At 62.2% G+C, this 26,343-nt stretch carries 13 protein-coding genes; 5 read left to right on the top strand and 8 right to left on the bottom strand.

Annotation, left to right across the window (positions count from 1 at the left end; genetic code table 11):
* Positions 1–29: 29 nt before the first annotated feature.
* The 3 genes from atuC to NWV16_RS19560 are packed head-to-tail and all read right to left on the bottom strand — an operon-like array spanning position 30 to position 4,322.
* Positions 30–1,646, bottom strand: coding sequence for a geranyl-CoA carboxylase subunit beta (atuC, locus tag NWV16_RS19570; protein WP_260520403.1), 1,617 nt, complete (start codon positions 1,644–1,646; stop codon positions 30–32).
* 3 nt (positions 1,647–1,649) lie between these two features.
* Entirely contained in the window at positions 1,650–2,519 is an 870-nt protein-coding gene (locus tag NWV16_RS19565) for an SDR family oxidoreductase (protein WP_260520402.1), read from the bottom strand.
* 12 nt (positions 2,520–2,531) lie between these two features.
* Positions 2,532–4,322 carry an acyclic terpene utilization AtuA family protein gene (locus tag NWV16_RS19560; RefSeq protein WP_260520401.1) on the bottom strand — a complete coding sequence of 597 codons (1,791 nt, stop codon included), beginning with the start codon at positions 4,320–4,322 and terminating at the stop codon, positions 2,532–2,534.
* 186 nt (positions 4,323–4,508) lie between these two features.
* Here NWV16_RS19560 and NWV16_RS19555 point away from each other — a divergent pair, with 186 nt between their 5' ends.
* The 3 genes from NWV16_RS19555 to NWV16_RS19545 all read left to right on the top strand — a co-directional run bounded on the left by NWV16_RS19555 (position 4,509) and on the right by NWV16_RS19545 (position 7,123).
* The gene (locus tag NWV16_RS19555) at positions 4,509–5,132 is read left to right on the top strand and encodes a TetR/AcrR family transcriptional regulator (RefSeq protein WP_260520400.1); all 624 of its coding nucleotides are present in this window, start codon (positions 4,509–4,511) and stop codon (positions 5,130–5,132) included.
* Positions 5,133–5,223: 91 nt separating this feature from the next.
* Positions 5,224–6,021: a substrate-binding periplasmic protein gene (locus NWV16_RS19550; RefSeq protein WP_260520399.1), complete on the top strand. Its 798-nt coding sequence runs from the start codon at positions 5,224–5,226 to the stop codon at positions 6,019–6,021.
* Between the two features lie 88 nt (positions 6,022–6,109).
* Positions 6,110–7,123, top strand: a complete 1,014-nt coding sequence (locus tag NWV16_RS19545; protein WP_260520398.1) for a GNAT family N-acetyltransferase — start codon at positions 6,110–6,112, stop codon at positions 7,121–7,123.
* A gap of 73 nt (positions 7,124–7,196) precedes the next feature.
* Here the strand turns inward: NWV16_RS19545 and NWV16_RS19540 are convergent, their stop codons facing one another.
* Positions 7,197–7,751: an RNA polymerase factor sigma-70 gene (locus NWV16_RS19540; RefSeq protein WP_065257049.1), complete on the bottom strand. Its 555-nt coding sequence runs from the start codon at positions 7,749–7,751 to the stop codon at positions 7,197–7,199.
* Between the two features lie 378 nt (positions 7,752–8,129).
* Between NWV16_RS19540 and NWV16_RS19535 the strand changes: the two genes are divergently transcribed.
* Together NWV16_RS19535 and NWV16_RS19530 are read left to right on the top strand one after the other, a co-directional pair.
* A complete protein-coding gene (locus NWV16_RS19535) occupies positions 8,130–21,131 on the top strand; it encodes a non-ribosomal peptide synthetase (RefSeq protein WP_260520397.1) in 13,002 nt (4,333 codons plus the stop codon).
* Positions 21,132–21,290: 159 nt separating this feature from the next.
* Positions 21,291–22,103 carry an alpha/beta fold hydrolase gene (locus NWV16_RS19530; RefSeq protein WP_260520396.1) on the top strand — a complete coding sequence of 271 codons (813 nt, stop codon included), beginning with the start codon at positions 21,291–21,293 and terminating at the stop codon, positions 22,101–22,103.
* Positions 22,104–22,134: 31 nt separating this feature from the next.
* On the opposite strand, the gene dsbG is transcribed toward NWV16_RS19530, so the two are convergent.
* From dsbG to NWV16_RS19510, 4 genes are all read right to left on the bottom strand, one after another.
* Positions 22,135–22,905 carry a thiol:disulfide interchange protein DsbG gene (gene dsbG / locus NWV16_RS19525; RefSeq protein WP_065257046.1) on the bottom strand — a complete coding sequence of 257 codons (771 nt, stop codon included), beginning with the start codon at positions 22,903–22,905 and terminating at the stop codon, positions 22,135–22,137.
* Positions 22,881–23,756, bottom strand: a complete 876-nt coding sequence (locus NWV16_RS19520) for a TlpA disulfide reductase family protein (RefSeq protein WP_260520395.1) — start codon at positions 23,754–23,756, stop codon at positions 22,881–22,883. The genes dsbG and NWV16_RS19520 overlap by 25 nt, the downstream gene beginning before the upstream one ends.
* On the bottom strand, positions 23,756–25,489 hold the full coding sequence (dsbD, locus tag NWV16_RS19515; RefSeq protein ID WP_260520394.1) for a protein-disulfide reductase DsbD: 1,734 nt from the start codon (positions 25,487–25,489) through the stop codon (positions 23,756–23,758). Before dsbD ends, NWV16_RS19520 begins: the two co-directional genes overlap by 1 nt.
* A 123-nt stretch (positions 25,490–25,612) precedes the next feature.
* The gene (locus NWV16_RS19510) at positions 25,613–26,284 is read right to left on the bottom strand and encodes a hypothetical protein (RefSeq protein ID WP_260520393.1); all 672 of its coding nucleotides are present in this window, start codon (positions 26,282–26,284) and stop codon (positions 25,613–25,615) included.
* Positions 26,285–26,343: the final 59 nt, after the last annotated feature.

The following is a 26,343-nucleotide window of genomic DNA, read 5'->3' as shown; positions in this document are numbered from 1 at the left end:
TGTTATTGTTCTCCTTGAGTCCGTGGCAATCAGAACCGACTGACGCCGAAGCTGTTGGCTTGCAACGTGCGAATGTCGGCTTCGTGACAGATGTCAAGCAGGTAACCGAGCAGGGTGCGGGTGTCGCGTGGATCGATCAGCCCGTCGTCCCACAGGTTGGCGCTGCCATAAAGAGCGGTGGACTGGCTGTCGAGTTTCTGTGCGGTGACCTGTTCCAGCATGTCGAGCATTTTCGGGTCGGGTTCCAGACCGTCCTTCAATTGCTTGGCTTCGGTGACGATCCGCAGCACCTTGCCGGCCTGGGCACCGCCCATCACGGCGGTGCGGCTGTTGGGCCAGGCGAATATGAAGCGCGGATCGAGTCCACGCCCGCACATCGCATAGTTGCCCGCACCGTAGGAGCCGCCGACCACGATCGTCAGTTTCGGCACCCGTGCGTTGGCGACGGCCTGGATCAGTTTCGAGCCGTGTTTGATCACGCCGTGCTGTTCCGATTCGGTGCCGACCATGAACCCGGTGGTGTTGTGGAAGAACAGCAACGGTGTCTGGCTCTGGTCACACAATTGAATGAACTGCGCCGCCTTGCTCGCACCATTGGGCGTGATCGGGCCGTTGTTGCCGATGAAGCCGCAGGCGCGGCCCTGAATTTTCAAGTGGCCGCAAACGGTCTGCTGATCGAACTCACCCTTGAACTCCAGAAAGCGCGATTCGTCGGCGATTCGGGCAATGATTTCGCGAACGTCGTAGGGCTTTTTCGGGTCGTCCGGAATCAAGCCCAACAGTTCGTCGATGGGGTACAGCGGTTCTTTGAATGGCGGTTCGGGCAGTCGCGGCAGTGGCGCGTTCCAGTTCAGCAGGCTGACGATCTCCCGGGCCTGGCGCACGCCATCGGCATCGTTCTCGGCCAGGTACTCGGCGGTGCCGGCCACCTGCGCGTGCATCTCGGCGCCGCCCAGCTCTTCGTCGGTGGCCACCTCACCGGTCGCGGCTTTAAGCAACGGGGGACCGGCGAGAAACAGCTTGGCCTTGCCACGCACCACCACGACGTAATCCGACAGACCCGGTTGATACGCACCGCCGGCCGTGGCCGAGCCGTGCACCACGGTGATCTGCGGCAACCCCATCGCCGACATCCGCGCCTGATTGGCAAAGCTGCGCGCGCCTTCGACGAAAATCTCCGCCGCGTAGTTGAGGTTGGCGCCACCGCTTTCGGCGAGCGTGATGACCGGCAGTTTGTTCTCCTGGGCGATCTGTTGCAGGCGCAGGGATTTTTTCAGACCGGTCGGGGAGATCGTCCCGCCCTTGATCGCGCTGTTGTTCGCCACGATCAAGGCGCGCACGCCGGAAACGTAACCGATGCCGGCGATCAAGCCGCCACCGGCCGAGCTGCCATCCTTGTCGTCGTGCAGTTTGTAACCGGCCAGGCTCGCCAGTTCGAGGAACGGCGCGCCCGGGTCGAGCAGCAGATTCAGGCGTTCACGGGGCAGCAATTGCCCGCGTTTGTCGAATTTCGGCTTGGCCTCGGCAGCCTTGTCCAGCAGGTTCTGTTCGAGTTGCCGGACTTGCTCGATAGCCGCGAGCATCGCTGCGCGGTTGCGGGTGAAGGCCTCGCTCTGCGGATCGAGCCGGGATTGAATGACCGGCATGGCTTACTCCTTGTCCTTCAAGACGTCTGGGCTGGACGCCCGATGAAAGCCGTTGAAGGATTCGCTGCGGGTCGCCTTGTGCAGCGGCCAAGCGCGATTGCCCAGACTGGCCGCGCCGTCGATGCGCAAGGTGCTGCCGCTGATGAACGCAGCGGCAGGGCTGAGCAGAAAAACAATCGCTGCGCTGACTTCCGATTCGGTACCGATGCGCTTGAGCGGCACGTGTTCGCGCAGGGTCGGGATCACGGCCTTGAACGCGCCTTCATAAGTGTCCATGCCGCTGGACGCGATCCAGCCAGGCGCCACGGCATTCACCCGAACGCCGGCGCAACCCCATTCGAACGCCGCCGTTTTGGTGAAATTGTCCATGCCCGAACGGGCGGCCCCGGAATGGCCCATGCCGGGCATGCCGCCCCACATGTCGGCGAGCATGTTGACGATGCTGCCGCCATGTTTGCTCATCGACTGATTGAACACTTCCCGGGCCATCAGAAAACCACCGACCAGGTTGGTGCGCAGCACGGTTTCGAAACCTTTCTGATTGATCGAAGCCAGTGGCGACGGATACTGGCCGCCGGCATTGTTGACCAGCCCATGGATCGGTCCGTGTTCGCGGATCAGCTCGCTGACCAGTGCCTTCACCGCTTCTTCGTCACGAATGTCGCAAGATTTCCAGTGGGCCCGGCCACGGTCCTCGGCAATTTCTGCGGCGACCGCTTGCAGCTTTTCCGGTTTGCGCCCGACCAGCACCACGGTCGCACCGAGCGCCGCCAGTTCGTGGGCGGTACAGCGTCCGATGCCGCTGCCGCCTCCGGTGACGATCACCGTCTGGCCGCTGAACAGATCAGCCTTGAAAATCGATTCGAATGCCATGGTGCCAATCCCCTAGTCGAACTGTTCGGCGATGCTCTGCGGCACCGGGATCTGGATTTCCAGCAATTGCTGGGCGAAGGCCTTGCCTTGCGGGTCGATGCGCAGGCTCGCCACACCACCACCGCCGAGGGCGTTTTCCAACAGGAAATTCAGGCTGTGGGTACCCGGCAGATACCAGCGCTCGACCCGACCGTGAATCGGGTCGAGGACATGACTCATCCAGTCGACGACTACGGCGGGGGACAGCGCTTCGGCGATCCACGGCAAGTATTCAGGGCGACGTGGCAGCACGCCGATGTTGCTGTGGTTGCCCTTGTCGCCGGAGCGCGCCACGGCCAGTTTCACCAGCGCCACGCTGGCGTCGGCGCGCCCCTGGGGTTTGGGTGTTTCGTGGGGCAGTGGCAAGCTTTGGCTGTCGAGAGTGGCCGGGGCGGGCAGGGAGAACGGATGAGATTCGCCGGCGATGTCGATCTTCAGTGTGCAGGCGCTTTTGTCGATCAGAAATGAAAACAGCCGGATCAACGGATACACCGTGGGCCGCCCGCCGACGATGCCGGTCAGGCCCGGCGCCATACCGGTGGCGGCCTGGGCAATTTCCCGGGAGAACAGGATCAAAGCCTGTTTGTTCGGGTGACGTACGGCGAGTTTGATCACCACTTCGCGGCTGTCCCGACACTGGCCGTGGGGGCCGTAGGTGGCTTCGCTGCCGAGCAATTCGACATGGGTTCCGGTGTAAGGGCCCCAGCCGCGTTGCTCGAGCATTTCCGAGGTCTTGTCGATGATCGCCTGACTGACGCGTCGGGCCTTGTCCACCGCATCGATACCGGCGATCAGGCAACTGGCGGTGCAGCGGAAACCGTCCGGGTATGTCGCGCTGACCTTGTATTGGTTGCTGGGTGGCAAGCCTCTGGCGCCGGTAACGCGGACTGCGTTTTTGCCTTGTTGCAGAAGTTTGACCTGACTGAAATCACAGACCACATCGGGCAACAGATAAGCCTGTGGATCGCCGATTTCGTAGAGCATCTGTTCGCCAACGGTCAGCGGTGTGACCAGTCCGCCGGAGCCTTCGGGTTTGCTGACAATGAACTGGCCGTCGGCGCTCACCTCGACGATCGGGAAACCGATGTGCTCGTAATCCGGCACGTCGCGCCAATCGGTGAAGTTGCCACCGGTGCATTGCGCGCCGCATTCGATGATGTGCCCGGCCAATGCGGCCTGAGCGAGTCTGTCGTAGTCGTGCCATGACCAGCCAAACTCGTGCACCAGCGCGGCACTGACCACCGCGCTGTCCACCACCCGGCCGGTGATGACGATGTCGGCGCCCAGGCGCAGGGCTTCGACGATGCCCGGTGCGCCGAGGTAGGCGTTGGTTGAAACGCACATCGGCGGCAGCGGTGCGCCGCTGAACATTTCCGTGATGCCTTGGGTGGCGAGCTGTTTGAACTGTGGTTGCAGATCGTCGCCCGACAGCACCGCGATTTTCAGCGTCACGCCAGCCTGGTCGCAGGCCGCTTGCAGGGCGGCGGCACAGGCTTGGGGATTGATCCCCCCGGCATTGCTGATGACGCGAATCTTCTGTTCTGCCAGTTGCGGCAGCAGCGGCGCGAGGACTTCGATGAAGTCGCCGGCAAACCCGGCCTGCGGATCCTTCATGCGGGCGCCGGCCATGATCGACAGGGTGATCTCGGCCAGGTAGTCGAAGACCAGATAGTCCAGTTTTCCGCCGGCCACAAGCTGCGCGGCGGCGGTCGAGGTGTCTCCCCAGAATGCGCTGGCGCATCCGATGCGGACGGTGGTGGGCATTTTCATCTCCGACTCGGCAATCTGTGCAGAAGTGAGTCGAGGCTACCAAGCAAGCGCTTGGTTTGTAAACAGGCGAAATTATCTTCTGCCCAAGCGCTTGCTTGGTCGCGGTCGGCGGCTTAAATTGCCCGCGCAACCCTGCAATTTCAGGGCAGCAGATGATTGAACGACTGTAGGAGAGAACGGGTGGACGAGCAAAAAGCCCTGAAGGTCATGCGCGAACTGGTCGACGAAGGCCGGTTGACCGACCCGGACAGCGCTCGCGGCAAACTGCTGCAAGTGGCGGCCCACCTGTTCCGCAACAAGGGCTACGAGCGCACCACCGTGCGTGACCTGGCCGGTGCCGTGGGCATTCAGTCGGGCAGTATTTTTCATCACTTCAAGAGCAAGGATGAAATCCTGCGGGCAGTGATGGAAGAAACCATCCGCTACAACACGGCGCTGATGCGGGCGGCCCTGGCCGAAGCGACCGGTGTGCGCGAGCGGGTGCTGGCGCTGATCCGTTGCGAATTGCAGTCGATCATGGGCGGCAGCGGCGAAGCGATGGCGGTGCTGGTGTATGAATGGCGCTCGCTGTCCGAAGAAGGCCAGACCCAGGTGCTGGCGCTGCGGGACATCTACGAGGATATCTGGCTGCAAGTGCTGGGCGAGGCCAAGGAAGCGGGATTCATCCGTGGCGACGTGTTCATTACCCGACGTTTTCTCACAGGTGCGCTGTCCTGGACCACCACCTGGTTCCGGGCCGGTGGCAGTCTGAGCCTCGATCAACTGGCCGAAGAGGCGTTGATTCTGGTGCTTGAAGAACGCTAATCGCTTTCTATCGGTCCGGGAAACTGGCTAACTGGGCGAAACCGCCTAGCTTGAATGCAATGATCGGTACTTTTTCGGGGAGTGGGTTGTTTTGAAGTCTTCGCCAATTCGGACGGCCGCCGGGCTGATGCTCGTAGCGCTGGCTACGTTATGGGTATTGCCCGCAGAAGCAGAACAAGTGGTTCGGGTCGGCGCTGCGCATTTTCCGCCGTACACCATTCGCCCGGAAAACGGCGCGGACACCGGTCTGTTGCCGGAGCTGGTGGCGGCGTTGAACAGCTTGCAGAGCGACTACCGTTTCGAGCTGGTACCCACTTCGATTCCGCGAAGGTTCGGTGATTTCAAGGATGGCCGCACCGACATGGCGATCTTTGAAAACCCGGACTGGGGCTGGAAAAACATTCCCCACGTTACTGTCGACATGGGCCTGGAAGACGCGGAAATTTTCGTTGCGCAGAACGAACCCGGTCGCCAGCAGAATTACTTCGCCGATCTCAAGGGCAAACGCCTGGCGCTTTACAGTGGTTATCACTACGAGTTCGCCAGCTTCAATGCCGATCCCAAATACCTTGCCGATACCTGGAACGCCACGCTGACCTACTCCCACGACAGCAATCTGTTGATGGTGTTGCGCGGTCGTGCAGACATTGCGTTGGTGACCCGTTCATATCTGTTCGATTACCTGCTGCGCAACGAAAAGGTGCGTGATGAGTTGCTGGTGTCGCAGCGCATCGACCAGATCTACCACCACTACGCCATTCTCAGCCCGAAAGCGCCGATCACCGGCGAGGCGTTCGGCAAATTGCTGCAGGGTTTGCGCGACAACGGCCAGATGCTGAAGATCTTCGAGCCGTACCGGATTGCCGTGATGCCGGTTCCTCATCACTGACGCCTGGTTTTTTGCCCGGCGGACTAAATTTGGCGACCCGCCTCACGTCCCATCGTTGAACTGTCGACGATTATCGTGAGCCCGCCCCATGTCCAATCTGAATGACCTGACTGCCCTGGCCTTGCCCTCGGGCAGTCAGTTGATAGCCGATGCCACTGAATGCCGCCTGAGCCTGAGCCTGGACGGGCAGCCGCTGATTCGCCTGCGCCTCGATCGTGAAGGCCATGGGCCGATCCAGATCGATGAACGCTATGCATTGCCACCGGGTCAGGCGCTGTGGGCAGCGTGTTATTGGCTGTTTGCCCGGGATCCGGCGTGTCAGCAATTGATATGGCGACTGGATCAGGCACCGACCGAAGCCCTGCTCAGCGGTTTACTGGTGGGCACTGACGTGGCGGGGGAGTATCGCTGCGAGCGCACGCTGTTCTGGCAATTGCCGCAACCGTGGCTGGGCGCCTCGTTGACCGGCAGCTATCCGCAGCAGATGGTCATCAGCAACGGCAAGCGCCATCCGCTACGACCGATGAAGCCGCGCGGAGAAGTCTATCGACGTTTCGATGCGCGCCTTGGCGCGTGGATTTCTCTGCGTACGGTTGAGATCGAACACGATCTTGCGCGTTTCAACCGCTGGCAGAACAGTCCGCGAGTCGCCCGTTTCTGGCAGGAAGAGGGCAGTCTCGAACAGCACCGCGAATACCTGAGCAAACTCGAGGCCGATCCGCACACTTTGACCCTTATCGGCTGTTTCGATGATCAGCCGTTTGCCTATTTCGAAGCCTACTGGGCCAAGGAAGATCGTATCGCGCCGTTCTACGACGCCGATAACTACGACCGAGGCATTCACATGCTGGTCGGAGAGGAAGACCATCGCGGCCCGCACAAAGTGGCGAGCTGGCTGTCGGCGCTGGTGCATTACCTGTTTCTGGATGATCCGCGCACCCAGCGCGTCGTCGCCGAGCCGCGTGCCGACAACGCGAAGATGATCGGCCACATGCACAACCAGTGTTTCCACTGTGAAAAGGAATTCGATTTTCCGCACAAGCGCGCGGCGCTGATGATCCTGGGACGCGAGCGGTTTTTCGATCGCTGCAAACTGGTGTGATGCCCGGCTGAAACAAAAAAAGATCGCAGCCCTTCAATGAAGGCTGCGATCTTTTTTTTGGAATGGCGTGGCGTCAGCGGCGGTTGGCGGTCATGGCTTCTGCACGGCTGCCCGAAACCTTGCGGCAATGCACCAGCGCATCGCGAATCATGAAGTTGACCAGGGTCGGCGAAACGCCGAGTTCCTTGGCGATGTCCTTTTGCGGTACGCCGTGCAGGCGATACATCTCGAAGGCGTAACGCGTGCGGACCGGCAGCTCGGTCAGTGCATCGGCAATGTGTTCCAGGGTCGAGAAGTTGATGTGCGAGGTTTCCGGCGAGGCACCTTGAATGACCACGTTCAACCCTTCCTCCTCGGGGCCGGCGTATTTCTGTTCCAGCGCCTGTTTACGGTAGTGATCGATGGCCAGATTGCGCACGATCTGGAACAGGTAACTCAGCTGAGCCTTGATCGACGACGTGATCGGTGGCGCCGATTGCAGCCGGAAGAACGCATCCTGCACCACATCTTCGGCGCGTGACCGACAGCCGGTAATGCGGGCTGCAATCTTGACCAGAATCAGTCGATTGTCGACGAATGCCTGAAGTAGCGGTGAATCGCACCTGCTTGTGGATACTTGTTCCGTCATGGAAATCACCTTGCTGCCAATAGGTTAGTGGGACGCCTGGGGGAGGGGGCTTCCTACACATCGAGCGACAAATTATGTTGAATGATAATGATTGTCAATTGAGAAAGAGAAGTAATGATCCATGACGGTGCGTTCCGTGAACTGCGACGCGCCGCCGCATGCGCCCATTCGCCAGGCCGCGTTGGCTATCCAGCCTGCCGACTAATTATTTCAAGACGTCATCCGTTCTCATTGGTGAACGGTTCCGGGTGCGCAGCCCCGGACCTACCGCATTCCAATGCCTTGCACGGTCGGCGAAGACCGTGTCCCGCATGCCTTGCACGGGCATGCCGCAGCCAACCGATTCCACCAGCAAGCCGAATTCAGGCAGGAAACCTCATGACCGACGCGTTCGAACTCCCCAGCACCCTGGTCCAAGCCCTACAGCGCCGTGCGGCCCTGACACCGGACCGGCTGGCCCTGCGCTTTCTCGCGGAAAACGAGGAGCAGGCTGTGGTGCTCAGTTATCGCGAACTCGATCAGCGTGCCCGCACCATCGCCGCAGCCTTGCAGGCCGAGGCCGGTTTCGGTGATCGCGCCGTGCTGCTGTTTCCCAGTGGTCCGGATTACGTCGCGGCATTCTTCGGTTGCCTGTACGCGGGCGTGATCGCGGTGCCGGCCTATCCGCCGGAGTCGGCCAAGCGTCACCATCAGGAGCGTCTGCTGTCGATCATTGCCGACGCCGAACCGCGGCTGTTGCTGACCAGCGCCGACCTGCGCGACGCCCTGCAGCAAATCGAAAGCGCGCCGCCGTTGTTGTGTGTCGATACTCTCAACGCTGCGTTGGCCGAGCGCTGGGTCGAACCGACCTTGCCGCAAGACCACATCGCCTTCCTGCAATACACCTCCGGTTCGACTGCGCTGCCCAAAGGCGTGCAGGTCAGCCACGGCAATCTGGTGGCCAATGAACTGCTGATCCGTCACGGTTTCGGCATTGACGTGAACCCGGACGACGTGATCGTCAGCTGGCTGCCGCTTTACCACGACATGGGCCTGATCGGCGGTCTGCTGCAACCGATCTTCAGCGGCGTGCCATGCATCCTGATGTCACCCGCTTACTTCCTCGGCCGGCCGTTGCGCTGGCTTGAAGCGATCAGTCAGTACGGCGGCACCATCAGCGGCGGCCCGGACTTCGCCTATCGTCTGTGCAGCGAACGTGTCAGCGAATCCGCGCTGGAGCGTCTCGATCTGAGTCGCTGGCGTGTCGCCTATTCGGGTTCCGAGCCGATCCGTCTCGACACCCTCGAGCGTTTCGCCGAGAAGTTCACCGTGTGCGGTTTCAGCGAAAGCCGTTTCATGGCGTCCTACGGTCTGGCCGAAGCGACCCTGTTCGTCGCCGGCACACCGCGCGGCACCGGCATCCCGGCCTTGCGTGTCGACGATCAAGCCCTGGCGCAGAACCGCGTCGAGCCGGGCGAGGGCAGCCCGATCATGAGCTGCGGCATCAGCCAGCCGGAGCATGCGGTGCTGATCGTCGAGCCGGGCACGCTTGAACAACTGCCCGACAACGCCGTCGGTGAAGTCTGGGCCACCGGCCCGAGCATCGCCCACGGCTACTGGCGCAACCCTGAGGCGACGGCCAAAACCTTCGTCCAGCACGCCGGCCAGACCTGGCTGCGCACCGGTGACCTGGGCTTCATTCGCGACGGTGAACTGTTCATCACCGGTCGCCTGAAAGACATGCTGATCGTGCGCGGTCACAACCTCTATCCGCAGGACATCGAGAAAACGGTCGAGAACGAAGTCGAGGTGGTGCGCAAGGGCCGCGTCGCGGCGTTCGCAGTCAATCGGAACGGCGAAGAAGGCATCGGCATCGCGGCGGAAATCAGCCGCAGCGTGCAGAAAATCCTTCCGCCCGAAGCGCTGATCAAGGCGATCCGCCAGGCCGTGGCCGAGGCGTACCAGGAAGCGCCGAATGTGGTCGTGCTGCTCAATCCGGGCGCGCTGCCGAAGACCTCCAGCGGCAAGCTGCAACGTTCGGCCTGCCGCAATCGTCTGGCTGATGGCAGCCTCGACAGCTACGCGGTGTTCCCGTCGGCCACGGCTGAAAACGCTCATGACTCGACCGCGTCCGCCTCCGAACTGGAAGTGTTGATTGGCAGAATCTGGGCCGAGCAACTCAACGTCAAACAGGTCAACGCCGACGATCACTTCTTCCTGCTCGGCGGCAACTCGATCGCCGCCACGCAAGTGATCGCCAGAGTGCGCGAAGAACTGAGCCTGGAGCTGAATCTGCGCCTGCTGTTCGAAGCGCCGACCCTGTCCGCGTTCGCCGCCGCCGTGGCGCAGCAGCAACAGGACGGCGGCAGCGCACAGGGCGAAATCAGCGCACTGTCGCGCACTGAAGCACTGCCACAATCCCTGGCACAAAACCGCTTGTGGATCACCTGGCAACTCGACCCGCAGAGCAGCGCCTACAACATTCCCGGTGCCCTGCGCCTGCGCGGCGAACTGGATGAAGACGCACTGCGTGCCAGTTTCCAGCAACTGATCGAACGCCACGAATCCCTGCGTACGCGCTTCTTCGAACGCGATGGCGTGGCCCTGCAACAGGTCGAAGCCGCAGGCGAGTTCAACCTGAAATTGATCGACATCAGCGACCTGCCGGCCAGCGAGCGTGAAGCCCGCGCGCAACAGATCCGCGAAGACGAAGCGCGCACCCGGTTCGACCTGGAGAACGGTCCGCTGCTGTGGGTGACGCTGGTTCGCCTCGACGACGAAGATCACCAGTTGCTGGTGACGATGCACCACATCATCGCTGATGGCTGGTCGCTGAACGTATTGATCGACGAGTTCTCGCGCCTGTACGCCGCCGCTTCCCAAGGCCGGCGCGCGGAACTGGCGCCGTTGCCGACCCAGTACGCCGACTACGGCAGCTGGCAGCGTCAGTGGCTGGCGCGGGGCGAGGGCGAGCGGCAACTGGCGTACTGGAAAGCGCAATTGGGTGACGAGCATCCGACCCTGGAACTGGCGACCGACCATCCACGCTCGGCCAAGCAAAAGCACAGTGCCGCACGCCACAGCGTTCGCCTGGGGATCAGCCTCAGCGACGCCATTCGCCAGACTGCCCAGACCTGCCAATCCACGCCGTTCATGCTGCTGCTCTCGGCGTTCCAGAGTCTGCTGCATCGCTACAGCGGCCAGCGTGACATCCGCATCGGTGTGCCCAACGCCAACCGCCCGCGTCTGGAAACCCAAGGCCTGATCGGCTTCTTCATCAACACCCAGGTGCTGCGCGCCGAGGTTGACTCACGTCTTTCGTTTAGCGGGCTGTTGGCGCAAACCCGTCAGGCGGCGCTCGATGCTCAGGCCAATCAAGATTTGCCGTTCGAACAACTGCTTGAAGCCTTCCCGCAGGCCCGCGAACAGGGTCTGTTCCAAATCATGTTCAACCATCAGCAACGCGACTTGAGCGCACTCAAGCGCCTGCCGGGCCTGCTCGCCGAGGAACTGCCGTGGCACAGCCGCGAGGCCAAGTTCGATCTGCAACTGCACAGTGAAGAAGACCGCAACGGTCGCCTGACGCTGTCCTTCGACTACGCCGACGAATTGTTCGACGCCGCGACCATCGAGCGGCTGGCCGAGCATTTCAGTAATCTGTTGCGCGCTGTCTGCGAATGTCCGGAACACGCCATCGGTGACCTGCCGCTGCTGACCGCCGCCGAGAACGCTCAGCAAAATGCGTGGAGCATCGCCCCGTGCACCCCGGCACAACAATGGTTGCCGGAGCTGCTGAATGAACAAGCGCGGCAGACGCCTGATCGCACCGCAGTTGTATGGGACGGCGGCAGCCTCGACTTCGCTGAACTGCACGCTCAGGCCAACCGACTCGCCCATTACCTGCGTGACAAAGGCGTCGGCCCGGACGTGTGCGTGGCCATCGCCGCCGAACGTTCACCGCAACTGCTGATCGGCCTGCTGGCAATCATCAAGGCCGGCGGTGCCTACGTGCCGCTCGACCCGGATTACCCGGCCGAGCGTCTGGCCTACATGCTCGGTGACAGTGGCGTCGAACTGCTGCTGACCCAGACCGCATTGCTTGACCGCTTGCCGGCCAGAGAAGGCGTCAGCGTCATCGCCATGGACACCCTGCACCTGGAAAACTGGCCCAGCCAGGCACCGGGCCTGCACCTGCACGGCGACAACCTCGCCTATGTGATTTACACCTCCGGTTCCACCGGCCAGCCGAAAGGCGTCGGCAACACTCATGCGGCGCTGGCCGAGCGTCTGCAATGGATGCAGAACACCTATCGCCTGGACGAAACCGACGTGTTGATGCAAAAGGCGCCGATCAGTTTCGACGTGTCGGTGTGGGAGTGCTTCTGGCCGTTGATGACTGGCGCGCGCCTGTTGATCGCCGGCCATGGTGAACACCGCGATCCGCATCGCATCGCGCAGCTGGTTCAGCAGTACGGCGTGACCACGCTGCACTTCGTGCCGCCGTTGCTTGCGCTGTTCATCGACGAACCGTTGAGTGCCGAGTGCACCCGCTTGCGTCGCGTGTTCTCTGGCGGTGAAGCGCTGCCGGCGGAACTGCGCAATCGGGTGCTGACGCAGCTGCCGGCGGTGCAACTGCATAACCGCTACGGCCCGACCGAAACCGCGATCAACGTCACCCACTGGCATTGCAGCGTGGCCGATGGCGAGTGTTCGCCGATTGGCCGTCCGCTGGGCAACGTGGTCTGCCGCGTGCTCGACAGTGAGCTGAATCCGGTGCCGGCCGGTGTGCCGGGTGAGCTGTGCATCAGCGGCATCGGCCTGGCTCGTGGTTACCTCGGTCGCCCGGGTCTGACCGCCGAACGTTTCGTGGTCGATCCGCTGGGCGAGCAGGGTGCGCGTCTGTACCGCACCGGTGACCGTGCACGCTGGACGAACGATGGCGTGATCGAATACCTCGGCCGTCTCGATCAGCAGGTGAAACTGCGCGGCTTCCGCGTCGAGCCGCAAGAGATCGAAGCCCGTCTGCTGGCTCAGGATGGTGTGGCTCAGGCCGCCGTGTTGGTGCGTGAAACCGTCGCCGGCCCGCAACTGATCGGCTACTTCACCGGTACCGATGCCAATGCAGATCAGGATGCGCACATCGCTCGACTGAAAACGGCACTGGCTGCCGAGCTGCCGGAGTACATGGTTCCGGCACTACTGATGCGTCTGGAGGCGATGCCCCTGAGCCCGAGCGGCAAACTCGACCGCCGCGCCTTGCCCGAGCCGCAATGGCAGGTGCGCGAACACGTCGAGCCGGTCACTGAACTGGAACAACAGATCGCCGCCATCTGGCGTGAGGTGCTGGGTCTGAAACAGATCGGCCTGCGCGACGACTTCTTCGCCCTCGGCGGTCACTCGCTGCTGGCCACGCAAATCATTTCCCGCACCCGTCAGGCCTGCGACGTCGAGCTGCCGCTGCGTGCCTTGTTCGAACACAGCGAACTGGGTGATTTCGCCGAACAGATCTGTCAGATCCAGGCCAGCGGTCGCACCAACAGGCAGCCGCCGATCGACAAGGTCGATCGCAGCAAACCGGTGCCGCTGTCCTATTCCCAACAGCGCATGTGGTTCCTCTGGCAGATGGAGCCGGACAGCCCGGCGTACAACGTCGGCGGCATGGCGCGCCTGCGGGGCGTGCTGGATGTCGGGCGTTTCGAGTCGGCGCTGCAAGCCTTGATCCTGCGTCACGAAACCCTGCGCACTACGTTCCCGAGTGTCGATGGCGTGGCCCGTCAGCAGGTGCATGCGGAGACCGGCGTGCGCATGGACTGGAAAGATTTTTCGACATTCGCCGACGAGGTGCGTGAGCAGAAAATCCGGCAACTGGCCGACGACGAAGCGCACCTGCCGTTCGATCTGGAAAGCGGCCCGCTGCTGCGCGCCTGCCTGGTCAAGACGGCGCAAAAGGAGCATTACTTCGTCCTGACCCTGCACCACATCGTCACCGAAGGCTGGGCGATGGACATTTTCGCCCGGGAACTCAGCGCGTTGTACGAAGCGTTTATCGATGACCGCGATTCGCCGCTGGAGCCGCTGCCGGTGCAGTACCTCGATTACAGCGTGTGGCAGCGCCACTGGCTGGAATCCGGCGAGCGTCAGCGTCAGCTCGACTACTGGACCACCCAACTGGGTCGCGAACATCCACTGCTGGAACTGCCGGGCGACCGTCCGCGTCCGCCGGTACAAAGCCACCAGGGTGAACTGTTCCGTTTCGACCTGAGCGACGATCTCGCCGCACGGGTCCGGGCGTTCAACGCGCAGAACGGTCTGACCCTGTTCATGACCATGACCGCTGCACTCGCGACCTTGCTCTATCGTTACAGCGGCCAGACCGATCTGCGCATCGGTGCGCCGGTGGCCAACCGCATCCGTCCGGAAAGTGAAGGGCTGATCGGGGCGTTCCTCAACACCCAGGTGCTGCGTTGCCAGCTTGACGGCCAGATGTCGGTGGGGGAATTGTTCGAGCAGGTGCGCCACACCGTGATCGAAGGCCAGTCCCATCAGGACCTGCCGTTCGACCATCTGGTGGAGGCGTTGCAGCCGCCGCGCAGCGCCGCCTACAACCCGCTGTTCCAAGTGATGTGCAACGTGCAGCGCTGGGAATTCCAGCAAAGCCGCACACTCGCCGGGATGACCGTCGAGTATCTGGTCAACGATGCGCGGGCGACCAAGTTCGACCTCAATCTGGAAGTCACCGACCTCGACCATCGCCTCGGGTGCTGCCTGACTTACAGCACCGATCTGTTCGATGAGCCGACCATTGCGCGCATGGCCCGGCACTGGCGCAACCTGCTGGAAGCGCTGATTGCCGACCCGCAGCAACGTCTCGGTGAACTGCCGCTGCTCGATGCGCCTGAGCAACAGCAATTGCTCGAAAGCCTTGGCGTCGAGCCGGGCAAGCGTCGTCTCGACCAATGCATCCATCACCTGTTCGCCGAGCAGGCACTGGCGCGCAAAGACGCACCGGCCCTGACCTTCGCCGGCCAGACCCTGAGCTACGCCGAACTCGACGCCCGCGCCAATCGTCTGGCCTGGGCTCTGCGTGAGCTTGGTGTCGGCCCGCAAGTGCGGGTCGGCCTGGCGCTGGAGCGTTCGCTGGAGATGGTCGTCGGCTTGCTGGCGATCCTCAAGGCCGGCGGTGCCTATGTGCCGCTGGACCCGGAATACCCGCTTGACCGCTTGCACTACATGATCGAAGACAGCCGCGTCGGCCTTCTGCTCAGCGACCGGGCGATGTTCAAGGCCCTCGGCGAACTGCCGTCGAACGTGGCGCGCTGGTGCCTGGAGGACGACAGCGCCGCTCTGGCCGATTACCCGGCCAGCGAACTTCCGTTCATCAGCCTGCCGCAACATCAGGCGTACCTGATCTACACCTCGGGTTCCACCGGCAAGCCGAAAGGCGTGGTGGTGTCCCACGGTGAAATCGCCATGCACTGTCAGGCCGTGATCGAGCGTTTCGGCATGCGCCCGGACGATTGCGAACTGCACTTCTATTCGATCAACTTCGACGCCGCCACCGAGCGTCTGCTGGTGCCGTTGCTCAGCGGCGCGCAAGTGGTGCTGCGTGCGCAGGGACAGTGGGACGCGCAAGCGATCTGCGGCCTGATCCGCGAACATCGCATCAATGTTCTCGGTTTCACCCCGAGCTACGGCAGCCAGTTGGCGCAGTTCCTCGCGACGCAAAACGACATTCTGCCGGTACGCATGATCATCACCGGTGGCGAAGCGCTGACCGGCGAACACCTGCAACGGATTCGCGCAGCGTTCAAACCGAGTCTGTTCTTCAATGCCTACGGTCCGACCGAAACCGTGGTCATGCCGCTGGCCAGCCTTGCGCCGGAAGTATTGGAAGAGGGCGCCGGCAGTGTGCCGATCGGCAGCGTGATCGGTGATCGTGTGGCCTATATTCTTGATGCCGACCTGGCGCTGGTGCCACAAGGCGCGACCGGTGAGTTGTTCGTCGGCGGCGCCGGTCTGGCCCAGGGGTATCACGAGCGTGCGGGCATCACCGCCGAACGTTTCGTGGCCGACCCGTTTGCCGCTGATGGCGGGCGCATGTACCGCACCGGCGACCTGGTGCGCCAGCGTGCCGACGGTCTGGTGGAATACCTGGGGCGGATCGACCATCAGGTGAAGATTCGTGGTTTCCGGATCGAACTGGGCGAAATCGAAACCCGCCTGCTCGATCACGACTCGATCCGCGAAGCGGTGGTATTGGCGCTGGATGCGCCGAGCGGCAAACAACTGGTCGGCTACCTGGTGACCGACATCGCCGAGCGAAGCGAAGCCGAGCAAGCCGGACTGCGCGAAGCCCTCAAGGCGTATCTCAAGACACAATTGCCGGACTACATGGTGCCGACGCATCTGATCCTGCTGGCGAGCATGCCGCTGACCGCCAACGGCAAGCTCGACCGCCGCGCGTTGCCGGCACCGGACCCGGAGCTGAACCGTCAGGATTACGTGGCGCCGAGCAACGAGCTGGAGCAGACCCTGGCGCAGATCTGGTGCGAAGTGCTCAACGTCGGGCAGGTCGGTCTCAACGACAACTTCTTCGAACTGGGCGGCGACTCGATCCTGTCGATTCAAGTGGTCAGCCGCGCCCGGCAGCAGGGCATTCATTTCAGCCCCCGTGATTTGTTCCAGCATCAGACGGTGCAGACGTTGGCCGCTGTCGCCAGTCGTACAGAAACCGTGACCGCCGAACAAGGTCTGGTGACCGGTGAATCGCGTCTGACGCCGATCCAGCACTGGTTCTTCGACACCGAGATTCCCCAGCGTCAGCACTGGAACCAGGCGTTGCTGCTTGTACCGACTGCACCGCTGGAACCGCATCGTCTGGAGCAAGCATTGCTGGCGGTGATCGAGCAGCATGACGCCCTGCGTCTGCGCTTCATCGAGGTCAACGGCGCATGGCAGGCAACCCATCAACCGGTGACCGATGCCGCAGTGTTGTGGCAAGTGCGCGTGCCGTCGATGGACAAGTGCGCTGCACTGTTCGCCGATGCCCAGCGCAGTCTCGACCTTGCCCAGGGCCCGCTGCTGCGTGCAGTGCTGGTGGATGGGCCGGACGCTCAGCAACGGTTGTTCATCGCGATTCATCACTTGGTGGTTGACGGTGTGTCGTGGCGCGTTCTGCTCGACGATCTGCAAACCGTGTATCGCCAGCTCGATGCCGGTCAGTCGGTGGCGCTGCCGGCGAAAACCAGCGCCTTCAAGGATTGGGCGGCGCGCTTGCAGGCTTACGCCGGCAGCGAATCCCTGCGTGAAGAACTGAGCTGGTGGCAGGCGCAACTGGCCGGCCCGAATGCCGACCTGCCGTGCGAACGCCCTGAAGGCGGGCGGCAGAATCGTCACGCGCAAACGGTCAGCGTGCGTCTGGATGCCGAACGGACGAAGCAACTGCTGCAACAGGCACCGAGCGCTTATCGCACGCAGGTCAACGACCTGTTGCTGACTGCACTGGCCCGCGTGCTGTGCCGCTGGAGCGGCCAGCCATCGGCGTTGATTCAACTGGAAGGCCACGGCCGCGAAACCCTGTTCGACGAAATCGACCTGACTCGCACCGTCGGCTGGTTCACCAGCGCTTATCCGCTGCGCCTGACTCCGCACAACATCGAAGAAGCCGCCGGGCAGGGCGCTTCGATCAAGGCGATCAAGGAACAACTGCGTGCCGTTCCGCACAAGGGCCTGGGTTATGGCGTGCTGCGTTATCTGGCTGATGACGCCAGCCGTCAGAGCATGGCGGCATTGCCGGATGCGCCGATCACCTTCAACTACCTCGGCCAGTTCGACCAGAGTTTCGGCAGCGACGCATTGTTCCATCCGCTGGACGAGCCGGTCGGTGCGGCCCACGATCCTCACGCACCGTTGCCGAACGAATTGAGCGTCGACAGTCAGGTGTACGGCGGTGAGTTGATCCTGCGCTGGACCTTCAGCGCCGAACGCTACGACGCGCAGACCATCAACGAGCTGGCCGATGCCTATGTCGGCGAGTTGCAGAGCCTGATCGAACACTGTCTGCAGGACGAGGCCGGTGGCCTGACGCCGTCGGACTTCCCGCTGGCGAAACTGACCCAGGCGCAGCTCGACGCACTGCCGGTGCCGGCGGCGCACATCGAAGACGTGTACCCGCTGACGCCGATGCAGGAAGGCATGTTGCTGCACACCTTGCTCGAACCGGGCACCGGTCTGTACTACATGCAGGATCGCTACCGCATCAACAGCGAACTCGACCCCGAGCGTTTCGCCCAGGCCTGGCAGGCTGTGGTCGCCCGTCATGAAGCGCTGCGTGCATCGTTCTGCTGGAACGTCGGCGAAGACATGCTGCAAGTGATTCATACGCCGGGTCGCACGCCGGTCGATTACCTGGACTGGAGCGCCATTGCCGAAGCCGAGCAGGAGCCGAAGCTGCAAGCACTGCTCAAGGCCGAGCGCGAAGCCGGGTTCGATCTGCTCAATCAGGCACCGTTCCACCTGCGCCTGATCAAGGTCGGCGCGGCCCGTTACTGGTTCATGATGAGCAACCACCACATCCTGATCGATGCCTGGTGCCGCTCGCTGCTGATGAACGACTTCTTCGAGATCTACACCGCTCTGGGTGAAGGTCGCGAAGCGCAATTGGCGGTGCCGCCGCGTTATCGCGATTACATCGGCTGGCTGCAACGCCAGAGCCTGGTTGAGGCGCGCGAGTGGTGGCGGCAGAACCTGCAAGGCTTCGAGCGCACCACACCGATCCCGAGCGACCGTCCGTTCCTGCGTGAGCACGCCGGCGAAAGCGGCGGGATGATCGTCGGCGACCGCTACACCCGATTGAATGTCGAGGACGGTGCCCGTCTGCGCGAACTGGCCCAGGCTCATCAGCTGACCATCAACACCTTCGCCCAGGCGGCGTGGGCCCTGGTGCTGCGACGTCTGAGCGGTGATCGCGACGTGTTGTTCGGCGTGACCGTGGCCGGGCGCCCGGTGGACATGCCGCAGATGCAACGCACCGTCGGCCTGTTCATCAACAGCATCGCGCTGCGGGTGCAGATCCCGGCGGACGATCAGCGCACCAGCGTGCGTCAGTGGCTGAGCGCTCTGCTCGACAGCAACATGCAGCTGCGCGAGTACGAATACCTGCCGCTGGTGAACATCCAGGAACAGAGCGAACTGCCGAAAGGCCAGCCGCTGTTCGACAGCCTGTTCGTGTTTGAAAACGCCCCGGTGGAAGTCTCGGTGCTGGACCGGGCGCAGAGCCTCAATGCGACCTCGGACTCGGGCCGTACCCACACCAACTTCCCGCTGACAGCGGTTTGCTATCCGGGCGATGACCTCGGCCTGCACCTGTCCTACGACCAACGCTACTTCGACGAGTCGACCATCGAGCGCATGCTCGGCGAGTTCAAGCGTCTGTTGCTGGCGCTGGTCGACGGCTTCCATGGCGACATGGCTGACCTGCCGCTGCTGGGCCATGAGGAACAGGATTTCCTGCTCCACGGCTGCAACCAGAGTGAGCACGACTATCCGCTGGAGCAGAGCTACGTCGAACTGTTCGAAGCGCAGGTGGCGCAACATCCGCAACGCGTCGCCGCCAGTTGCCTCGATCAGCAATTGAGCTACGAGCAGTTGAACCGCAACGCCAACCGGCTCGGCCATGCGCTGGTTGCTGCGGGTGTGCAAATGGATCAACCAGTGGCGCTGCTGAGCGAGCGCAATCCGGATCTGCTGGGCATGATCATCGGCAGCTTCAAGGCCGGCGCCGGTTACCTGCCGCTGGATCCGGGCCTGCCGAGCCAGCGTCTGCAACGCATCATCGAGCTCAGCCGCACGCCGGTGCTGGTGTGCAGCGAAGCCTGCCGTGAACAGGCGATGGTCTTGCTGGATGAGTTCAGCTGCGCCAACCGCCCACGTTTGCTGGTGTGGGAAGAGGTTCAGGCTGGCGCGGTGTCGTCGGCGAATCCGGGCATCTTCAGCGGCCCGGGTAACCTGGCCTACGTGATCTACACCTCGGGCTCCACCGGGTTGCCCAAAGGCGTGATGGTCGAGCAGCGCGGCATGCTCAACAACCAGTTGAGCAAGGTGCCTTACCTGGGCCTCAGCGACGCCGACGTGATCGCCCAGACCGCTTCGCAAAGTTTCGACATTTCGGTCTGGCAGTTCCTCGCTGCGCCGTTGTTCGGCGCACGGGTCGATATCGTGCCGAATACCATCGCTCATGATCCGCAAGGTTTGCTGGTGCATGTGCAGCAACAGGGCATCACTGTGCTGGAAAGTGTGCCGTCGCTGATTCAGGGCATGCTGGCTTCGGATCGCCTGAGCCTCGATGGCCTGCGCTGGATGTTGCCGACCGGTGAGGCCATGCCGCCGGAGCTGGCGCACCAGTGGCTGCTGCGGTACCCGGAGATCGGGCTGGTCAACGCCTACGGTCCGGCGGAGTGTTCGGACGACGTGGCGTTCTTCCGCGTCGACATGGCGTCGACTCGCGGCAGTTACCTGCCGATCGGTACACCCACCGACAATAACTTGCTGTACCTGCTCGACGGCGCGCTGGATCTGGTGCCGTTGGGTGCCGTGGGTGAGTTGTGTGTCGCGGGCACCGGTGTCGGTCGTGGTTACGTCAGTGATCCGCTGCGCACCGCACCGGTATTCGTGCCGAATCCGTTCGGTGCGCCGGGCGAGCGTCTGTATCGCACCGGAGACCTGGCGCGCCGCCGCAGTGACGGTGTGCTGGAGTACGTCGGTCGGGTCGACCATCAGGTGAAGATTCGCGGTTACCGGATCGAACTGGGTGAAATCGAGGCGCGTCTGCATGAGCAACCGGAAGTCCGTGACGGCGCTGTCGGCGTGCAGGAAGGCGTCAACGGCAAGCATCTGGTCGGCTACCTGGTCGCCGCTGATTGCGCACTGAATCAGACTGAGCGCCTGGAACGAATCAAGCAGCGCCTGCGCGCCGAACTGCCGGAATACATGGTGCCGCTGCACTGGTTGTGGCTCGACCGGCTGCCGCTCAACGCCAACGGCAAACTCGACCGCAAGGCCCTGCCGGCGCTGGAAATCGGCCAGCTGCAGAGCCAGGATTACCTGGCGCCGCGCAGCGAACTGGAGCAGACCCTGGCTGATATATGGGCCGAGGTGTTGAAGGTCGAGAAGGTCGGGGTACGCGACAACTTCTTCGAACTTGGCGGCCACTCGCTGCTCGCCACGCAGATCGCCTCGCGGGTGCAGAAAGCCCTGCAACGGGACGTGCCGCTGCGAGCGATGTTCGAGTGCAGCACGGTGGAGGAACTGGCCGGGTACATTGAAGGGCTGGCGGCCAGTGACATCACCGAGGAGAAGGTGGATCGGCTGAATGATCTGATGGCGGAGCTGGAGGGGTTGTAAAACCCCGCAGATCCCGCCTTGCGAAGACGGCTACGGAAAACATGTCTGTCTCTGTAGCTGTTGTCGCAGGTCGGGCGCTGTAATCCTTTCATATCATTGACTGCCAGGGCCGACCCGCTCAGTCTGCGGGCTCCAGTTTCTTTGCCTCGGAGGTAATCGATGCCTTTTTTCACGGTTGACGGACAGGCGCTTCACTACATTGATCAAGGCACGGGGCCGGCGGTGTTGCTGGCAGGCAGCTACCTGTGGGACCAGGCCATGTGGACGCCGCAGATCGCCGCGTTGTCACCGCACTATCGGGTGATTGCGCTGGACCTGTGGGGCCACGGTGAATCCGGGCGCTTGCCTGAACACACCACATCACTGGACGACATCGCCCGGCAGGCGCTGGCCTTGCTCGATCATCTGGACATCGACCGGGTGACGCTGGTCGGCCTGTCGGTCGGCGGTATGTGGGGCGTGCGCCTGGCACTGTCGGCGCCGCAGCGGCTCAACGGTCTGGTGCTGATGGACACCTACGTTGGCGTCGAGCCGGAGCCGACTCGTCAGTATTATTTCTCGCTGTTCAAACAGATCGAGGAAAGCGGCGCAATCTCCGAGCAATTGCTGGACATCGTGGTGCCGATCTTCTTCCGTCCGGGTATCGACCGGGATTCGGCGCTGTATCAGGACTTTCGCACGAAACTCGCGGCTTACTCTGCTGAACGTCTGCGTCAAAGCATCGTGCCGATGGGGCGCATCACCTTTGGCCGCGATGATCTGCTGCCGCGTCTGGGGGAACTGAATGCGTCGAGGACTCTGGTGGTTTGCGGTGATCAGGACAAACCCCGTCCACCGTCGGAAGCACAGGAAATGGCCGGGCTGATCGGTTGCCCGTGTGTGCTGGTGCCGGAGGCGGGGCATATCTCCAATCTGGAGAATCCGCCGTTCGTGACCGACACGCTGCTGAAATTTCTGGCTGACTTGAAGTAACGAAAACGCCCACGCATTGCGTGGGCGTTGTTTATTTCGGCCCCAGAATCTTCACCAGCTTGTCCGGCGTCGGTGCGCCTTGCTGTTGTTGCAGTTCACCCTTGTCATCCATGTAGAAGATCGCCGGGGTGGCCTGCAGTTCCAGGTCTTCCATCAACTGCATGTTCGCTGCAAGTTTGGTCTGCACGGTGGCCGGAATATCCTTCAGGGCCTTGAGCGTGCTGGTCTTGCCGGCCTTCTCGTGATCGTCCAGGGCCTTGGCCGGGTCCTTGGCCGCCAGCAGTGCAGCGGATTTGCCCGGGCTGTCTTCGCGGATGATGCCGACCATGATGTGCCGCAACTGCACCTTGCCGGCCTTGACCCAGGGGCGGGCCTGCTCCCAGAACATGTTGCAGTACTGGCAGTTCGGGTCGCTGAACAGGTACACCGTGCGCGGTGCGTCCTTTTGGCCGTCCTGAATCCAGTTGCTCGCTTCGAACCTGGCCCAGACTTCCTTGGCCATCGGCGCGTACACCAGTTTTTGCAAGGGCGCGCTGCTCAGGTCATTGCCGTCGGCGTCGTACAGGTTGCCCAACAGCACATGCTTGCCGTCCGGCGTCAGGTACAGGGCCATACCGCGGTTCTGGTATTGCGCAGCGTAACCGCGCAGGCCGTCGGGCGCGTCGAACTGGCCGACGATTTTTGCGCCCTTGGCTTCGATCTTCTTGATCGCGTCAGGCAGTTCTTCAGCGGCCTGCACCGACGGCAAGTGCAACAGGGCGGCGCCCAGAGACAGCGTCAGCAGGTGGCGGAGGCGGGGCATGGCAGTTTCCTTGCAGAGGTGGCCGGTACGGCGTTCGTAGTCGGATTCGGGGTGTCGAAGTTTTCCAGGGCCCGGGCCAGACTGGCGTTCGACAACTCGCCCAGATGGCTGGCCAGCAATTGACCGTCCGGGCTATAGAACAGCGTAGTCGGCAATGCCATGGAACCCACGGCCTGACCCAGATGACCGCTGCGGTCGAACAGCACGTTGTTCAGGCTCAGGCCCTGGGTTTCGAGAAAAGTGGCGACGCTTTGCATGCTCTCGGCCTGATTGACGAACAGGAACGTCAGGTCCGGGCGTTGCTGCTGGGCGTTTTCCAGCACCGGCATTTCCCGGCGGCAGGGCGGGCACCAAGTGGCCCACAGATTGATCACCAGCGGCCCGCCCTGATAGTCGGCAAGCTTTACGGTTTCCCCGGCGGCGTTGCGCAACGTGATGTCCGGCAGGCGTGTGCCTTGCTCGTAAATGCTCAGTGACAGGGTAGCCAGCAACCAGAAGGCCACGCCGCTGGCCACGCCAAACCCAAGCGGACGGCGCAGGCCCGGTCGGCGCCAGCCACGATACAGCGCGGCCAGCAACAGCACGATCACCCCCGGCCAGGCGAGAAAGCCGCCGTCGCGCAGATCGATGATCTGCCACGGATCGTTGCGATAGTGCCCCCAGTACAGGGCGACGAAGGCGATGCGCGCCGCGAGCATGCCCAGCAGGAACAGGCTGAACAGGGCTGACTCGGGGTTATCGCCACCACGCTTGGCCACCCGCCAGCCGACGAATGTGGCCAGCGCCAGGGCGCTGATCAGCAGCAGGTGATTAAGCGCAATGGCAAAGGTGCCGAGGGTGAAGGTCAGCATTAACGGGCGTCTCGGGTGGTAGTCCAGTGTTGCAGGAACGTATCGGCATCGACCTCGCCGGTGATGCGCTGGCTGCGGCGTTCTTCACCGTCGGTACCGATCCATACAAAACTCGGTGGCCCCGGCACTTTGTAGCGAGCGAGCAGTTCACGGCTGGCGGCGTTGTCGGCGGTGACGTCCAGGCGCAGCAAGTGCACATCATTCAAGGCCTGCATCACCCGCGCCTGACCAAACACCTTTTTTTCCATGACTTTGCACGACGTGCACCAGTCGGCGTAGTAATCGAGCAGCACCCATTGGCCCTGAGCCTTGGCGGTGTCGAGTTCACGTTGCAGGGCCGCTGGATCCTTGATCGTGATGAACGCTTCATGACCGTTCGGTGCAGCCGTGCCGGTGCGTCCGGCGCTGTAAACCTGTAACGGTTGAAACGGATCATCGCTGCCGCCCGCGGCACCCACCATCAGCAAACTGCCCCATAGCCCCAGCAACAGCGAGCCGGCACCGAACAACTGGGCGACCCGGCCAAAGCCTTCGGACTGTTTCCACGCGCTGTAGGCCGCGATCAGCAGCAGCGCGCCGCACAGTGCGAGCCACAGCGACGGGTCCAGCACCGGGCGCAGCATCAGCACTGCGGTGGCGAGGAACAGGAAACCGAACACGCCTTTGAGCAGGTTCATCCACGCGCCGGGTTTTGGCAGGAAGCGATTGCCGACGGTCACCAGTACCAGCAGCGGGACGCCGATGCCGATGCCGAGGGCAAACAGAATCAGGCCACCGTGCAACGCATTGCCGCTTTGTGCGATGTAGAGCAAGGCACCGGCCAGCGGTGCGGTCATGCACGGCCCGACCAGCAGGCCGGACAACGCGCCCAGTACACCCGCGCCGACCAGACTGCCGCCGCTGCGGCTGCGTGAGGCGTGCTCCAGTCGATCACGGACGGCGACCGGCAGTTGCAGTTCAAAGAAGCCGAACATCGGCAGTGCCAGAATCACGAATATCGCCGCGAACGTCCCGAGCAGCCACGGATTCTGCAACCAGGCCTGAAGGTTCGCTCCCAGCAGGGCCGCGATGACACCCATCGCCGCATACACCAGCGCCATGCAAATCACATAACTGCTGGCCAGTGCGAAACCACGACGTGGCGTAGCACCACTGCCAACCACCATGCCGGCCAGAATCGGCAGCATCGGCAACGAGCAGGGGGCAAAGGCCAGCAGCAGACCGAGACCGAAGAACACCAGCAGACTCCAGCCCAGCGAGTGCTGCTGCAGGCCGCTGGCCAGCGCTTGATCCTGCGCTTGCTCCGTCGTCGCAGCGGCCGCCTGGCCACCGAGATCGATCACGCGGGTCTGTGGTGGATAGCACAGGCCCGCGTCGGCGCAGCCTTGATAACTGACTTTGATCTGGCCTTTGGCCGCCGCCGGGATTTTCAGCTCGAGGCCCTGGCGATAAACCGGTTGCTCGCCGAAGTATTCGTCGCTGTGGGATTCGCCTTCAGGCAGCGCCGGAACGTTTTGCGCCGCCAGTCCATCGAATTTCAGGCGTTTCTGATACAGGTAGTAGCCGTCTGTGATCTGCCAGAACAGTTGGGTTTCACCGGAGTCCAGTCGTTCCGACGTCAGCACGAAGGCCTTGTCGACCGGGAGGAACTCCGGTTTTGTCGCAAAAGGATCGTTCCCTGCCTGGGCCAGACCCGAAATCAACAGTGCAAACAGTAGAAAAATATGACGCATGGTGGAGCCTTGTCCCTGTGCAAGTGATGAACACAATGGGCGGCAGCGATTAACCGATGATTAACCGGGCGTCTCCATGCGTCGAACTGCGCGACGCTACAGCATTGCGACCGATTTGGGGAGTCAGAGGCCCCGGGTCAACCCGGCGAATCTGCCACTGACATTATGCACGCCCCCCTCGACCCGGCCTTTTTGCATGTTGTAAGTCACGAACTGGTCATCGGTCAGAAAGATGTACCAGCGGTTGTCGCTGAAAGTTGGATCAACTTGAGCGGCAGTCACAAGGCGATGTTTGTAAGGTGCAAGTCCGGATAATACCGCTGTGGGGTCGTGCCTTATTTGTTGCTTGATAGTGTCGAATGTCAGATAAGTTCCATCATTCAACAGGAAGCGGAACAGGGACTTGTGTCCGATCGCTTCCAGCCAGGTACCGGCGATGATTCTTTCAAAGTAAGGCAGGATCGGCGCCCAGAGCGAGTTGGAAAGATTGTAAAACGCGTCGACGTTATCCTTGTCCTGGTCATAGGCACACACCCATGGACGATCGCCATTGTAGAAGAACAGCCAGGCGATATCCTTGTCGCTCGCCCGTGTCTGGGTGAACCCGAAGCGCAGGTGCCTGGCGTGGGCGTCGAATTCCTTCCAGTTGCCCTTGATCGGCAGGGGATAATCATCAGATATTTTTTCATCGCCATTGTCATAGCGGGAATAGGTGTCGTTATCTTTGAGAAAGAAGTAAATACGGTCCGGTCCGGAGCGCCAGTCGATAGCGACGAAGTTTTTAAGTTTGGACATTGAATGTTCCTTTTTAATAAGTAGTGATTGTTAATAAAGCGGGTTGCTTTTGTTTGTGT

Source organism: Pseudomonas sp. BW7P1, from assembly GCF_024981055.1.
Classification (GTDB): domain Bacteria; phylum Pseudomonadota; class Gammaproteobacteria; order Pseudomonadales; family Pseudomonadaceae; genus Aquipseudomonas; species Aquipseudomonas bananamidigenes.
Note: the sequence above shows the minus strand (reverse complement) of the source record. Positions and strands in the feature narration are given on the sequence as shown.

What these genes read in the sequence shown, in the direction of transcription:
- NWV16_RS19535 (WP_260520397.1), top strand. Translation starts at nt 8,130, where the DNA reads ATGACCGACGCGTTCGAACTCCCCAGCACCCTGGTCCAAGCCCTACAG.
- NWV16_RS19540 (WP_065257049.1), bottom strand. Translation starts at nt 7,751, where the DNA reads ATGACGGAACAAGTATCCACAAGCAGGTGCGATTCACCGCTACTTCAG.
- dsbD (WP_260520394.1), bottom strand. Translation starts at nt 25,489, where the DNA reads ATGCGTCATATTTTTCTACTGTTTGCACTGTTGATTTCGGGTCTGGCC.
- NWV16_RS19510 (WP_260520393.1), bottom strand. Translation starts at nt 26,284, where the DNA reads ATGTCCAAACTTAAAAACTTCGTCGCTATCGACTGGCGCTCCGGACCG.
- NWV16_RS19565 (WP_260520402.1), bottom strand. Translation starts at nt 2,519, where the DNA reads ATGGCATTCGAATCGATTTTCAAGGCTGATCTGTTCAGCGGCCAGACG.
- atuC (WP_260520403.1), bottom strand. Translation starts at nt 1,646, where the DNA reads ATGCCGGTCATTCAATCCCGGCTCGATCCGCAGAGCGAGGCCTTCACC.
- dsbG (WP_065257046.1), bottom strand. Translation starts at nt 22,905, where the DNA reads ATGCCCCGCCTCCGCCACCTGCTGACGCTGTCTCTGGGCGCCGCCCTG.
- NWV16_RS19545 (WP_260520398.1), top strand. Translation starts at nt 6,110, where the DNA reads ATGTCCAATCTGAATGACCTGACTGCCCTGGCCTTGCCCTCGGGCAGT.
- NWV16_RS19530 (WP_260520396.1), top strand. Translation starts at nt 21,291, where the DNA reads ATGCCTTTTTTCACGGTTGACGGACAGGCGCTTCACTACATTGATCAA.
- NWV16_RS19520 (WP_260520395.1), bottom strand. Translation starts at nt 23,756, where the DNA reads ATGCTGACCTTCACCCTCGGCACCTTTGCCATTGCGCTTAATCACCTG.
- NWV16_RS19560 (WP_260520401.1), bottom strand. Translation starts at nt 4,322, where the DNA reads ATGCCCACCACCGTCCGCATCGGATGCGCCAGCGCATTCTGGGGAGAC.